Origin of the sequence: Variovorax ginsengisoli (assembly GCF_030486595.1) — a bacterium.
In the GTDB taxonomy this organism is placed as follows: Bacteria; Pseudomonadota; Gammaproteobacteria; order Burkholderiales; family Burkholderiaceae_C; genus Variovorax; species Variovorax ginsengisoli_B.
In genome coordinates, this window is the sequence record NZ_JAUJZH010000052.1 from 1 (window position 1) to 13160 (window position 13160).

The 13160-nt window shown below is 68.1% G+C and carries 15 protein-coding genes; 4 read left to right on the forward strand and 11 right to left on the reverse strand.

Annotation, left to right across the window (positions count from 1 at the left end):
• From QZH52_RS37175 to QZH52_RS37200, 6 genes are all read right to left on the reverse strand, one after another.
• Positions 1 to 234: acyl-CoA dehydrogenase family protein (locus tag QZH52_RS37175; protein WP_301816301.1), on the reverse strand; the 234-nt coding region annotated here is incomplete at its 3' end.
• A gap of 10 nt (positions 235 to 244) precedes the next feature.
• Positions 245 to 1492 (reverse strand): glutamate carboxypeptidase, encoded by a 1248-nt coding sequence (locus QZH52_RS37180; protein ID WP_301816302.1) that lies wholly within the window; start codon positions 1490 to 1492, stop codon positions 245 to 247.
• A gap of 47 nt (positions 1493 to 1539) precedes the next feature.
• Positions 1540 to 2724 carry an acetyl-CoA C-acyltransferase gene (locus QZH52_RS37185; RefSeq protein ID WP_286534878.1) on the reverse strand — a complete coding sequence of 395 codons (1185 nt, stop codon included), beginning with the start codon at positions 2722 to 2724 and terminating at the stop codon, positions 1540 to 1542.
• A 33-nt stretch (positions 2725 to 2757) separates the two neighbouring features.
• On the reverse strand, positions 2758 to 4569 hold the full coding sequence (gene aceK, locus QZH52_RS37190; protein ID WP_301816303.1) for a bifunctional isocitrate dehydrogenase kinase/phosphatase: 1812 nt from the start codon (positions 4567 to 4569) through the stop codon (positions 2758 to 2760).
• 13 nt (positions 4570 to 4582) lie between these two features.
• Positions 4583 to 5284, reverse strand: coding sequence for a carbonate dehydratase (gene can / locus QZH52_RS37195; protein ID WP_301816304.1), 702 nt, complete (start codon positions 5282 to 5284; stop codon positions 4583 to 4585).
• A 46-nt stretch (positions 5285 to 5330) separates the two neighbouring features.
• A complete protein-coding gene (locus QZH52_RS37200) occupies positions 5331 to 5726 on the reverse strand; it encodes a MerR family transcriptional regulator (protein WP_286534881.1) in 396 nt (131 codons plus the stop codon).
• A 96-nt stretch (positions 5727 to 5822) separates the two neighbouring features.
• Between QZH52_RS37200 and QZH52_RS37205 the strand changes: the two genes are divergently transcribed.
• The 4 genes from QZH52_RS37205 (at position 5823) to QZH52_RS37220 (ending at position 10029) form a co-directional block, all read left to right on the forward strand.
• Positions 5823 to 6884, forward strand: a complete 1062-nt coding sequence (locus tag QZH52_RS37205) for an MBL fold metallo-hydrolase (RefSeq protein WP_301816305.1) — start codon at positions 5823 to 5825, stop codon at positions 6882 to 6884.
• 55 nt (positions 6885 to 6939) lie between these two features.
• A complete protein-coding gene (locus QZH52_RS37210) occupies positions 6940 to 8256 on the forward strand; it encodes a leucine-rich repeat-containing protein kinase family protein (protein ID WP_301816306.1) in 1317 nt (438 codons plus the stop codon).
• Position 8257: 1 nt separating this feature from the next.
• On the forward strand, positions 8258 to 9160 hold the full coding sequence (locus tag QZH52_RS37215; protein WP_301816307.1) for a pseudouridine synthase: 903 nt from the start codon (positions 8258 to 8260) through the stop codon (positions 9158 to 9160).
• Between the two features lie 98 nt (positions 9161 to 9258).
• On the forward strand, positions 9259 to 10029 hold the full coding sequence (locus QZH52_RS37220; RefSeq protein WP_301816308.1) for an SDR family oxidoreductase: 771 nt from the start codon (positions 9259 to 9261) through the stop codon (positions 10027 to 10029).
• A gap of 12 nt (positions 10030 to 10041) precedes the next feature.
• Here the strand turns inward: QZH52_RS37220 and QZH52_RS37225 are convergent, their stop codons facing one another.
• The 5 genes from QZH52_RS37225 to QZH52_RS37245 are packed head-to-tail and all read right to left on the reverse strand — an operon-like array spanning position 10042 to position 13133.
• Positions 10042 to 10923, reverse strand: a complete 882-nt coding sequence (locus tag QZH52_RS37225) for a M48 family metallopeptidase (RefSeq protein WP_301816309.1) — start codon at positions 10921 to 10923, stop codon at positions 10042 to 10044.
• Positions 10924 to 10933: 10 nt separating this feature from the next.
• Positions 10934 to 11701: a lysophospholipid acyltransferase family protein gene (locus QZH52_RS37230; protein WP_286529499.1), complete on the reverse strand. Its 768-nt coding sequence runs from the start codon at positions 11699 to 11701 to the stop codon at positions 10934 to 10936.
• Positions 11701 to 12276 carry a D-glycero-beta-D-manno-heptose 1,7-bisphosphate 7-phosphatase gene (gene gmhB / locus QZH52_RS37235; RefSeq protein ID WP_286529498.1) on the reverse strand — a complete coding sequence of 192 codons (576 nt, stop codon included), beginning with the start codon at positions 12274 to 12276 and terminating at the stop codon, positions 11701 to 11703. The genes QZH52_RS37230 and gmhB overlap by 1 nt, the downstream gene beginning before the upstream one ends.
• Complete coding sequence (locus tag QZH52_RS37240) at positions 12273 to 12815, reverse strand: DUF6036 family nucleotidyltransferase (RefSeq protein ID WP_286534888.1); 543 nt, start codon at positions 12813 to 12815, stop codon at positions 12273 to 12275. The genes gmhB and QZH52_RS37240 overlap by 4 nt, the downstream gene beginning before the upstream one ends.
• Before the next feature lie 3 nt (positions 12816 to 12818).
• Entirely contained in the window at positions 12819 to 13133 is a 315-nt protein-coding gene (locus QZH52_RS37245; RefSeq protein ID WP_301816310.1) for a hypothetical protein, read from the reverse strand.
• Positions 13134 to 13160: the final 27 nt, after the last annotated feature.

A 13160-nucleotide genomic window follows, 5' to 3' on the forward strand; every position in this document is an offset into this window, starting at 1 on the left:
GTCGCCGGCCGCGATTTCTTCCAGCACCAGCGCCAGCGTCAGGTAGTCGAGCCCGGCGCCGCCGTCTTCCTCGGGCACGCAGATGCCGTAGGCGCCGAGCGCCGCCAGGCCTTCGTGCGCGGCCTTGGGAAAGCTGTGGTCGCGGTCCCATTGCGGCGCGTGGGGCCAGAGTTCAGCCTGCGCAAAGGCGCGCACGGCGTCGCGGATGGCTTCCTGGTCGGCGCTGAGCAGCATGATGGCTTCCTTACTTTCCTTGGCCGAGGTCCATGATCAGCTTGCTGGCCATGTACAGCCGGCGCGGGATCGCGCTGGTGTCCACGTACTCGGCCTTGTCGCTGTGGTAGCCGAAGCCGGGCAGGCCCAGGCTTTCGATGACCGGCTTGCCTGCCAGCGCGGCATAGGCGGCGTCGGTGCCGCCGCCGGTGCGCTCGACGATGGCAAGCTCGCCGCCCGCCTCCTTGTAGTAGCCCACCGCCTTGTCGACGAGCTTGCGGCCGCCCTCGCCCGCGTTGAAGGCCGGACGGCCGCGCGTGACGAGCACCTTGACCTCGGCCTCCGGCAGCTTCTTCTGCTGCGCCTTGTGCTCGAGCGTCTTCATCGCGGCATCGAAGTCCTCGTTCTTCGCGTAGCGCACGTCGGCATTCAGCGTGGCGCTGGCCGGGATGATGTTGGACACCGCGCCGGCCTTGCCGATGGTCCAGTTGAAGCGCAGGCCCTTGGCCTTGTCGTCGATGTCCATCGTGCGCAGCACCAGATCGGAAGCCTCGACCAGCGAATTGACGCCGAGCTCGGGCGCCGCGCCGGCATGCGAGGCCTTGCCCGTGATGTTGACCTGGACATAGGCGATGCCCGAGGTGCCGAGCGAGAGGTCTTCCTTGCCGGCGCCGGTGGGCTCGAACGACAGCACGTAGTCGGCCTTGGCCGCCTCTTCCTGGATCAGGTCGCGCGAGCCGAAGGAGCCCTTTTCCTCGTCGGTGTTGAACAGCACCGTGATCGTGCCGAAGTCCTTGAAACCGCGGTCCTTGAGCAGCTTGAGCGTATGCACGACGACCGCGTTGCCGCCCTTGTCGTCGGCGATGCCGGGGCCGTAGGCCTTGTCGCCTTCGACGCGGAACGGCGCCTTGGCGAGGATGCCCTTGAGGTAGACCGTGTCCATGTGCGAGAGCAGCAGCAGGTTCTTGCCGCCCTTGCCCTTCAGCTTGCCGACGATGTTGTCGCCGACCACGATGCCGGTCGACTTGCTGCGCGTGACCGTGAAGCCCAGCGCCTTGAGCTCGGTCTCGAGGTAGCTGCCGGCCGAGGCCATGCCGTCGCCGTCACCGGTGCCGGTCTCGATGTTGACCAGCGTCTCGAGCGTCTTGATGACGGCGGGCTTTTCAGCCGTGGCGGCAGCGAACAGTGCCTGGTCGCGGGTCTGGCTCCAGGCGGCGGGTGCGACGAAGGCGGTGGCGAGCAGCGCGGCCAGCGCGCTGCGGGGGAAAACCGAAGGCATCGAAAAGGAACTCCGAAAAAGAAGAAAAGTGATTCTAGGAAGGCGCGTCAGACCAGCTCGATCGCCACCGCCGTGCCTTCGCCGCCACCGATGCACAAGGTCGCGACGCCGCGCTTCTTGCCGCGCTGCTGCAGCGCATGGATCAGCGTCACCATGATGCGCGCGCCGCTGGCACCGATCGGGTGGCCCAGCGCGCAGGCGCCGCCGTGGACGTTGACGATGTCGTGCGACACGCCCAGCTCGTGCATCAGCGCCATCGGCACCACCGCGAAAGCCTCGTTGACCTCCCACAGGTCGACGTCCTTGACGCTCCAGCCGGTCTTCTTGAACAGCTTGGCGACCGCGCCCACCGGGGCGGTGGAGAACCACTCGGGCTGCTGCGCATGCGTGGCGTGGGCGACGATGCGGGCAATCGGCTTCGCGCCGTTCTTCTTGGCGCCGCTGCCGGTCATCATCACCAGCGCCGCAGCGCCGTCGTTGATCGACGAGCTCGACGCCGCGGTGATGGTGCCGCCGTCCTTCTTGAAGGCCGGCTTGAGCGTCGGGATCTTGTCGAGCTTGACCTTGCCCGGACCCTCGTCGATCTCGATCACGGTGTCGCCGCCGCGGCCCTTGACTGTGACCGCGGCGATCTCGGCCTTGAAGGCGCCGGAGCTGGTCGCCGCCTTGGCGCGCTCGACGCTGGCGATCGCGAAGGCATCCTGCTGCTCGCGCGTGAACTTGTACTTGGCCGCGCAGTCCTCGCCGAAGGTGCCCATCGAGCGCCCCGGCTGGTAGGCGTCTTCCAGGCCGTCGAGCATCATGTGGTCGAAGATGCGGTCGTGGCCCATGCGGTAGCCGCCGCGGCCCTTGAGCATCAGGTAGGGCGCGTTGGTCATGCTCTCCATGCCGCCGGCCACCATGACCTCGTGGGTGCCTGCCAGCAGCATGTCGTGCGCCAGCATCGCGGCCTTCATGGCCGAGCCGCACATCTTGCTGAGCGTGACCGCGCCCGCGCTGTCGGGCAGGCCGCCCTTGTAGGCCGCCTGGCGCGCCGGCGCCTGGCCCTGGCCGGCCATCAGGCAGTTGCCGAACAGCACCTCGCCGACGCTGTCGGCCGGGATGCCGGCGCGCTCGACCGCCGCCTTGATGGCGACGCCGCCGAGGTCATGCGCCGAGAGGGATGAGAAGTCGCCCTGGAAGCCGCCCATCGGGGTGCGGGCGGCGCCGACGATCACGATCGATTCGCTCATGGATTTGCTCCTTCAGTGGTTGTCAGTCAGAAATCAGAAATAGGGGGTGGCGTTGTCGTGCTTGAAGCGCAGCGACTCGTCGTAGGGAAAGACGTCCAGCATCTGCCCGGCCTGGATGCGCTGCTTGTGGCTCTGCCAGAAGGCGGCGTCGAGCAGGTCGGCATGGTGGGCCATGAAGGCCTCGCGCACCGCCGGGTTGCCGAGCAGGAAGGGCTCGAAGGTCTCCGGGAAGACGTCCTTCGGGCCGACCGAATACCAGACCTCGCCGCTCATCTCGTCCTCTTCGTTGCGCGGCGCCGGCACCTTGCGGAAATTGCAGTCGGTGAGGTATTCGATCTCGTCATAGTCGTAGAACACCACCTTGCCGCCGCGCGTGAGGCCGAAGTTCTTCCAGAGCATGTCGCCCGGGAAGATGTTGGCCGCCACCATGTCCTTGATCGCATTGCCGTACTCGATCACCGCGTGCTCCAGTTGCTTGCTCGCGCGCCGCGCGTGCTCGGGCTGCGCCAGCAGGTCGAAGGACTCCTGCAGGAAGAGGTTCAGCGGGATCATGCGGCGCTCGATGTAGACGTGCTTGACCACGATCTCCATTTCCCCGTTGCCGTCGCGGTCGCCGATCTCGAGCTGGCTCGGCGCGAACTTGCGGATTTCCTCGATCAGCTCGGGCTCGAAGCGGTCGAACGGAAAGCCGACGTCGCTGTACTCCAGCGTGTCGGCCATCCGCCCCACGCGGTCGTGCTGCTTCACGAGCAGGTACTTGCGCTTGACCTGCTCGCGCGTGGTGTCCTTCTGCGGCGGGAAGAAGTCCTTGATGACCTTGAACACGTACGGAAACGACGGCAGGTCGAACACCAGCATCACCATGCCCTTGATGCCCGGCGCGATGCGGAACCGGTCGGTGGAATAGTTGAGGTGGTAGAGGAAGTCGCGATAGAACAGCGTCTTGCCCTGCTTGGCCAGGCCGAGCGCGTTGTAGATCTCGGCGCGCGGCTTGCGCGGCATCAGCGAGCGCAGGAACTGCACGTAGGCCGAAGGCACCTCCATGTCCACCATGAAGTAGGCCCGCGCGAAGCTGAACAGCATCTGCAGGTCTTCCTCGCCGAACAGCGCGGCGTCGACATGGAACCGGCCCTCCGCGTCGTGCAGGATCGGCAGCGCGAACGGCATCTCGATGAAGCCGTTGTTGATCTTGCCGACCACGTAGGCGCCCTTGTTGCGGTAGAACAGCCCCGACAGCACCTGCAGCTGGAAATTGGCGCGCAGCTTGACCTGGTGGAAGCGTCCGAGAATCGCGGCCGCCACGCGTTCGGCATCGCGGCGCCGGTCGGCATAGCGCCCTTGCAGCGCGTAGTCCTCGAGCATCCGCTCGACCGTGTCGGCCAGCGTTTCGCGTTCGGGGTAGTAGGCGCGGTAGGTCGGCGCGTCGCGCGGCTCGATGTACTCGGTGCTGATCGCCGGCCGCACGAAGATGAAATCGTTCTGGAAATAGGCCCGGTGCAGGATCTTGGTCGTGACCGAATTGAAGAAGGTCTCGGCCAGTTCCGGCTGGTGGTGGTCGACCAGCAGGCCGATGAAGTGCAGCTTGATCTGGTGCCAGACCTCCATCGGCTGCTCGCCGGCCTTGAATTCCTTCTCGAGCCGTGCCACCGCCTCGCCGACCCGCAGGTCGTAGAACTCGATCCGCTCGCGCTGGGCCCGCTGCTGGCCGTGCCAGTCGGCGGTCTCGAAGCGGTGCTTGGCGCGCGCCGACTCGGCGCGGAAGAGCCGATAGTGCCTATCGAAGCCGTCGCGCATCGCCCGGGCGATGTCATAGGCGAGCGGCGAATCGAGGCGCTGCGGGAACATGGCCGGTACCGGACTACTTGATGTATTCGGACGTGCCCGTATCCACCGGCTTGCTCCACTTGTAGCGGATGCGCTGCACGGCGGCGCGGTACTGGTTCTCCATCGGCTTGGTGCCGTCGACGGTGAGCTCCAGGTCCTGGATGAGTCCGTCGTGCACGCCGAAGGCCCAGCCGTGGATCGTGACCGACTGGTTGCGGCTCCAGGCGTCCTGCATGACGGTGCTGACGGCCACGTTGACCACCTGCTCCGCCACGTTCAGCTCGCACAGGGCATTGGCGCGCGCGGACTCGGGCAGGCTGTCGAGCATCACGTGGTGGCGGTCGCGCACGTCCTGGATGTGGCGCAGCCAGTTGTCGGCGATGCCGATGCGCGCGCCTTCGAGCGCCGCCTGCACGCCGGAGCAGCCGTAGTGGCCGACCACCATGATGTGCTGGACCTTGAGCCGCTCGACCGCGAACTGGATCGCCGACAGCGCGTTGAGGTCGGAATGCACCACGATGTTGGCGACGTTGCGGTGCACGAAGACCTCGCCCGGCTCGAGGCCGGTGATCTGGTTCGCGGGCACCCGGCTGTCGGAGCAGCCGATCCACATGTACTTGGGGGTCTGCTGCTTCACCAGGCTGGTGAAGAAGCCGGGCCGGTCGCGCTCCATGCGCGACGACCAGGCGCGGTTGTGTGCGAACAGGTCCTCGAGGGAGTCGGGCTTGTTTTCCATGGTCTTTTTCGTGTTGAAAGGGTTGGGGGAATGCTATCGGCAGGGCTCAGCGCGCTTTCGGCTTCGATGCGCGCGCCAGCGCCGCCCGGGCCTGCTTTTCCTGGGCCCGGACCTCGTCCAGGTTCGCCTGCAGCTCGGCCAGCTGGGCTTCGAGCTGCTCGCGGTGGGCGCCGAGCACGCCGAGGAAACGCTCCAGCTGCACAGCGGTGTCGCGCGGGCTGTCGTACATGTCGAGTATCTCGCGCGCCTCGGTCAGCTTCAGCCCGAGCCGCTTGGCCCGCAGTGTCAACGTCAGCCGGGCCCGGTCGCGCGAAGTGTAGATTCGCTGCAGTCCGGCCCGGCGCGGCGCCAGCAGGCCCATGTCCTCGTAGAAGCGGATCGCCCGGGTGGTGAGGTCGAACTCCTTGGCGAGTTCGCCGATGGTGAAGGTCTGCGAAGGCATGAAAAATGGGTCGGAGCGTGGGCGACAGCAAGGTCGGGCGGCACTGCCTACAATGTCGGCTCAAAGCCATGACGTTTACGTTAACGTCAATCGTACATGAACCTTCTCGAACGCGAACTCCACTACCCCCTCGGCGACACCCTGCCGGCGCCCGGCCAGACGGTCGAAGTGGCGCCCGGCATCCGCTGGATCCGCATGGCGCTGCCCTTCGCGCTCGACCACATCAATCTCTGGCTGCTGCGCGACAGCATCGACGGCGTCGAAGGCTGGAGCGTGGTCGACTGCTGCATCTCGCATGACGCGGCCCGCGCGCAATGGGAGCAGATCTTCGAGACGCAGCTCCAGGGGCTGCCGATCCTGCGCGTCATCGTGACCCACATGCACCCCGACCACATCGGCCTGGCGCACTGGCTCTGCGACCGCTGGAAGGCGCCGCTCTGGATCAGTTCGACCGACTACCACGTCGCGCGCGTGCTCACCACCGCCGGCGACACGCTGGCCGGCGGCGACGCGGCGGCCGACTTCTTCGCCTCGCACGGCCTGACCGACCCCGAGGCAGTCGCCAAGATCCGCGCCCGCACCAGCTACTACGCCAATATGGTGCCGTCGGTGCCGGCCAGCTTCGTGCGCATGCTCGACGGCGACGACGTCATGATCGGCGGCCGCGCCTGGCGCTGCATCAGCGGCTACGGCCATGCCCCCGAGCACATCGCGCTCTACTGCGAAGAACTCAACGTGCTGCTCGGCGGCGACATGATGCTGCCGCGAATCTCGACCAACGTGAGCGTGCACGCGGGCGAGCCCGAAGCGAATGCGCTGCGACTGTTCCTCGACAGCATCGAGCGCTTCAAGGCGCTGCCGGTCGACACCCTGGGCCTGCCTTCGCACGGCAAGCCCTTCACCGGCATCCATCGCCGCGTCGAGCAACTGCAGGAGCATCACCGCGACCGCCTGGCCGAGCTTCTGGAAGCCTGCCTGGCCCGCCCGCACAGCGCCGCCGAGGGCCTGCCGATCCTGTTCAAGCGCGCGCTCGACCTGCACCAGATGACCTTCGCGATGGGCGAGACCGTGGCCCACCTGCACCTGCTGTGGTTCTCCGGCCAGCTGCGCCGCCGGCTCGGCGACGATGGCATCTACCGGTTCGGCGCGCTGGCATGAGCCGCCGGGCCGCTCCCAAGGCGAATACCGAAGCGCTGCTGCGCGAAGGTGCTCCATGAACGCAACGCTGGGTCGGCTGCGCGCGGGCGAGATGGCCGGGGCGCAGCGGCTCGACCTCTGCTGCGGCCTGACCGAGCTGCCGCCCGAGGTCTTCGCGCTGGCGGACTCGCTCGAGGTGCTCAACCTCTCCGGCAACGCGCTGCGCACGCTGCCGCACGACCTGCACCGGCTGCACCGGCTGCGCGTGCTCTTCTGTTCCGACAACCAGTTCACCGAACTGCCCGAAGCCGTCGGCCAATGCCCCCGGCTCGAGATGGTGGCCTTCAAGGCCAATCAGATCTCGCGGGTGCCGGCAGCGGCGCTGCCGCCCTTGCTGCGCTGGCTGATCCTGACCGACAACCGGATCGACGCCCTGCCGGCCGAACTCGGCGCGCGCGCGCGGCTGCAGAAACTCATGCTCGCCGGTAATCGCCTGCAGGCGCTGCCGAAATCGATGGCGGCCTGCCGGGCGCTCGAGCTGGTGCGTATGTCGGCGAACCGCTTCGAGGCCCTGCCGGGCTGGCTGCTCTCGCTGCCGCGCCTGTCCTGGCTGGCCTTCGCGGGCAATCCCTTCGACGAAGCGCCCGAGGCGATGGCGATGGATGCGCAACCGACCCGGGCCATCGACTGGGCGTCGCTCTCGCTGCAGCACAAGCTCGGCGAAGGCGCCTCCGGCGTGATCCACCAAGCCGCTTGGCGGCAGCCGGACGGCAGCCTCCGGCCGGTCGCGGTCAAGCTTTTCAAGGGCGCCGTGACCAGCGACGGCTGGCCGCACAGCGAGATGGCGGCCTGCCTGGCGGCAGGGCCTCATCCGGGGCTGATCCCGGTGCTGGGCCGGGTCGCCCACCATCCCGACGCCAGCGCCGGCCTGGTGCTCGAGCTGGTCGACCCGAGCTTCCGCAACCTGGCCGGCCCGCCGAGCCTCGCATCGTGCACCCGCGATGTCTATGGCGATGACGCCCGCTGGTCGGCCGAGACGGCCCTGCACATGGCACGCGGCATCGCTTCGGCGATCGCGCGGCTGCATGCGCACGGCATCCTGCATGGCGATCTCTACGGCCACAACATTCTCTGGAATGGCCGGGGCGACGCCCTGCTCGGCGATTTCGGCGCCGCCTCGTTCCTGCCGCGCGACGATGCGTCGCAGTCGCAGGCGCTGCAGCGCACCGAGGCGCGCGCCTTCGGCTGCCTGCTGGAGGAATTGGCCGCGCGCTGCGAGGCGCCCGATGCGGCCACGGGGGCGCTGCTGGCCGGCCTCCAGGCACGCTGCCTCGACGACGATCCCGCCGGGCGGCCGCTGTTCGACGAGATCGCCGCCGCCCTGGGAACCTGACATGGCCGCGCTGCCGCTGCCCGTGCGCGACGGCGTCGGCCCGAGCTGCGTCGCGCTGCCCGAGGACGGCAACTGGCCGACCATCGCCGAGTTCCTGGTCCAGCGCTTCGCGGCCATCCCGCGCGCCACCTGGGCGGCCCGCATCGAGGCCGGCGACGTCGTCGACGAGCACGGCCAGCGCGTGACGCACGCCCGGCCCTACCAGCCGCGGCTGCGCGTCTACTACTACCGCGCGCTCGACGCCGAGCCCGTCATCCCGTTCCAGGAGCAGGTGATCCACCAGGACGCGCACCTGCTGGTGGTCGACAAGCCGCACTTCCTGCCGGTCACGCCGGTCGGCAAGTACGTGCAGCAGAGCCTGCTGGTGCGGCTCAAGCGGGCGCTCGGGCTCGACCATCTGGCGCCGCTGCACCGCATCGACCGCGAGACCGCGGGCATCGTGCTGTTCTCGGTGCAGCCGGCAGGGCGCGGCCCCTACAGCGCGCTGTTCGCCGAGCGCGCCGTCCACAAGCGCTACGAGGCGATCGTCCCCTGGCAGGCCGGGCGCGCACTGCCGGCCGTGCGCCACAGCCGGCTCGCGCCCGACCAGCATTTCATGCGCATGGCCGAGGTCGCCGGCGAGCCCAATGCCGAGACCCACTTCGAGCTGCTGGAGGCACGCGGCGACTGGGCGCGCCTCGGCCTGTCGCCGTTCACCGGCCGCCGCCACCAGCTGCGGGTGCACTGCGCAGCGCTCGGCATGCCGATCCGCAACGATGCGATCTACCCGGTGCTGTTGCCGGAAGGCAGCGACGACATCGACCATCCGCTGCAGCTGCTGGCGCGCGAGATCTCCTTCGTCGACCCGATGACCGGCGCCGAGCGGCGATTCACGAGCCTGCGTTCGCTCGCCTTGCCGGCCTGAACTGGCGCCAAGGTGACGCCCGCCGACGCCGGGCCGCACTAAGCTCGCGAAAGCCGCATCGTCCGGCACCCGCACCGAACACCCAGGAGACACACCGCATGGACACCACCCAACTCTTCTCGCTCAAGGGCCGCACCGCGCTCATCACCGGCGGCTCGCGCGGCATCGGCCGGATGATCGCCGAGGGCTTCCTGGCCCAGGGCGCCCGCGTCTACATCTCGGCGCGCAAGGCCGCGGCCTGCGACCAGACCGCCAAGGAGCTGTCGGCCTTCGGCCACTGCGTCTCGCTGCCGGCCGACGTCTCGACCTTGCAGGGCGCGCAAGCGCTGGCCGATGCCTATGCGAAGCACGAAGGCTCGCTCGACATCCTGGTCAACAACGCCGGCGCGGCCTGGGGCGCGCCCTACGCCGAGTTCCCCGAGAGCGGCTGGGACAAGGTGGTCGACCTGAACCTCAAGACGCCCTTCTTCCTGACCCAGGCACTGACGCCGATGCTCAAGAAGGCGGCCACCGACCACCTGGCCAAGGTCATCAACATCGCCTCGATCGACGGCATCTCGGTCAATCCGCAGGAAACCTATTCGTACGCCGCCAGCAAGGCCGGCCTGATCCAGCTCACGCGCCGCATGGCGCTGCGCCTGGCGCAGGACCGCATCGTGGTCAGCGCGATCGCGCCAGGCGCCTTCGCGTCGGACATGAACAAGGACGCACGCGACCATGGTGAAGAGGTGAAGGCGCGCATTCCGGCCGGCCGCATCGGCGAGCCCGAGGACATGGCAGCGGCCGCGATCTACCTGGCTTCGCGGGCCGGCGACTACGTGATGGGGTCGACGCTGGTGGTGGACGGCGGCGTCACCCACGCACGGTAGCCGGCTTGCTTCCTACCAGCGCGGCACCGGCTCGTCCTTGAGCTGCCTGCGCATCTGCTGGTAGTCGGGCATCACGCTTTCCACCGTGTCCCAGAAGCGCGGGCTGTGGTCCATCACGCGCAGGTGGCTCAATTCGTGGGCCACCACGTAGTCGATCACCGACATCCTGAAATGCACCAGCCGCCAGTGCAGCCGGATCGCGCCATCGGCGCTGGCGCTGCCCCAGCGGGTCGAGGCGTTCGACAGCGACAGCTTGTTCCAGGTCACGCCCAGGCGCGGCGCGAAATGATCGAGCCGCTCGATGAAGATGCGCCGCGCCTGGCGCATCAACCAGGCTTGTGCGGCGTCGCGGATCTGTGGCGCGCCGGCGTTCTTGGCCAGCGCCAGGCGAAGCACCGGGGCCCCGCCACCCTCGGCCCCGGCGTCGAGCACACCCCCCACGCCGTCGAAGGCATGGTGCGGATCGAGCGCGACCCTGACTTGCTGGCCGAGGAACGGGAAAGCGACGCCGTCCTGCCATTCGATGCGTGCCGATTCCAGCCGCGCATGGCGCTGCTGGGTCTCGGCCAGCTTGCGCAGGATCCAGTCGCCTTTTTCCCGGACGGCGGCATCGACGTCGCGCAGTGCCACCCAGCGCGGCGCCCGCACCGACAGTCCCTCGGCGCCGACCAGGAAGCCGATGGTGCGCCGCTTGCCGCGGGTGAATTCGTAGGCGACACGGGCATTGCCCAGCGTGACCTCGCGGGTGGCGCGCGGGTGCACGAAGCTGGCGGGGCTCACCGCGTCGGCCAGCGTGATGGCCGGCGCGTGCGGCCCGGCGGGCGCCGGCAGCGGCGCCGGTTCGTCGATCGACGCATCGAACAGGTCGAGCGTGAACTGCAGCAGGCCGCGCATGGTCAGGCCATCAGGCGGTGGTCGACGCCGCAGGCGCGGCTTCCGGCACATAGGCGTCGGGGTCGAGCCGGTGCATCTCGGCCTCGATCCAGGCCTCGACCTCGCGCATCAGCTCGTCGGGCTTGCGGCCGACGCTCGAGATGGCCGGACCGATCGACACATCGACCACGCCCGGGCGCTTGATGAAGGCTTTGCGCGGCCAGACCTTGGCCGAGGTCACGGCGATCGGCACCACCGGCACGCCGGTCTCGCAGGCCAGCCGCGTGCCGCCGCTCTTGTAGTGGCCCTTCTGGCCGCGCGGAATCCGCGTGCCTTCGGGAAACATGATGATCCAGATCCCCTGCGCGAGCAGCTTGCGGCCCTGCACCACGACCTTGTTGAAGGCCTGCGTGCGCTGGCTGCGGTCGATGTGGATCATGTCGAGCCGCGCCATCGCCCAGCCGAAAAAGGGCACGTAGATCAGTTCCTTCTTGAACACGAAGGCCAGCGGGTGAGGCATCAGCGTGGGCATGAGGAAAGTCTCGTAGGTCGACTGGTGCTTCACGAGCAGGATGCAGCCGGCCAGCTTGTCGGTCGGCAGGTTCTCCATGCCGGTGACGCGGGTTCGAATGCCCAGCAGCACGCGGGCGCCGCCGATCGCCCAGTTGAGCCATGTCACGGCCATCCAGTACAGCGGGATGCCGCGCTTCCAGAGCGAGTTGACGCACATGATGATCCCCCAGGGGACCACGGTGACGAGCATCCACAGGGCGTGGATCAGGGAACGCAAAAAATCCATCAGACAGCCACTTTCAGCGCCGCGCGCGCTTCGCGCTCCAGCAGGAAATCGACGAAGGCCGCGAGGTCGTCATGCACGCGGGTGTTCGGCGGGTATTCGGGGGGCAGCGGCACGCCGCGGCAGGCCTGGCCCATGCCGGTCAGCAGCAGGTGCGGCTCGCAGCCCGCGGCCGCGCCGGCCTGCAGGTCGCGCAGGTTGTCGCCCGCGGTCGGCACGTTGGCGAGGTCGACGCCGTAGCGCTCGCCGATCTGCAGGAACAGGCCCGGCTTGGGCTTGCGACAGTCGCAGCCTTCGTCGGGGCTGTGCGGACAGTAGAACACCGCATCGACCCGGCCGCCCACGGCCGCCAGCATCTTGTGCATCTTGGCGTGCATCGCGTTGAGCGAAGCGACATCGAACAGCCCGCGCCCGAGGCCCGACTGGTTGGATGCGATCACCACGTGCCAGCCCGCATGGTTGAGCCGCGCCACCGCCTCGAGCGCGCCGGGCAGCGGCGTCCATTCGAGGTCGCTCTTGACGAAGTCCTCGCGGTGGACGTTGAGGGAGCCGTTGCGGTCGAGGATGACGAGTTTCATGGTGAGGGGATGTCCTTCAGGGCTTCCAGCGCACGGCGCTCGGCCCATTCGACCACATGCTGAACGGGGTAGCGGCCAGCGTCCAGCAACCGAATGCGCGCATACAACACGGCTGGATCGATCAGGCCGTGCGCTAGAAGCGTACGCACATAGTCGGCATCCTTGTCGCGGCCTGCCACGCACTTGGAGACGGCAAGGTCATGGATCTCGGGGCAGATTGCGGTGAGGTCGCCCAGATAGTGAAGCGTTTGCCGTTGTTGCCAATCCGGCGGCATCACCGCCGTTTCCGGGCCCACACCATCGGCATGAAAACCGTGCGTGTCGTGGAACATCGACAACGCCCCGATCGCGCCATCGATCAGGTCGGCCTTCTCGGGATGCATGGCGGGGTAGAGATCGAGTTCCGTCGACACCAGCAACGAGGGAGGAATCGTGTCCAGGAGCAACAGGATGGCCTGGCTGCCGACCAGCACGAAAGATTTCTCTTTCGTGATGTCCGCAGCCGCGCGCAGCACATGCTCCAGTTCGGTCAGCTGCATGGTTCAGAGTCCCGAAGCGCGCCGCACTTCCTCGCGCTCTTTGGGCGAGAGGACGAACCCCAGCGGCGACGCATTTCGCAAGGTCGCGGCCCGCTCATCTTCAGCACAAACGGCGCGCTCGACTTCATCCACTCCACCTTCCAGCAGCCTCGCCCATTGATCGAGGTAGGCATCCGAACGAGTCTCCCCGCGCTGCTGCCGCCATCTCTGCAACGTGCCGCGTGCTTGCTCGAGCAAGCGCGCGTCCCCCCTCAGGCGCGCGATCGCCTGCCGGTGAAAGGCCAGCGTGAAGCGATCGATCTGTTGCGGAGTCGGCATGGGGAGATGGTGGTGGTGCAGCCCGCG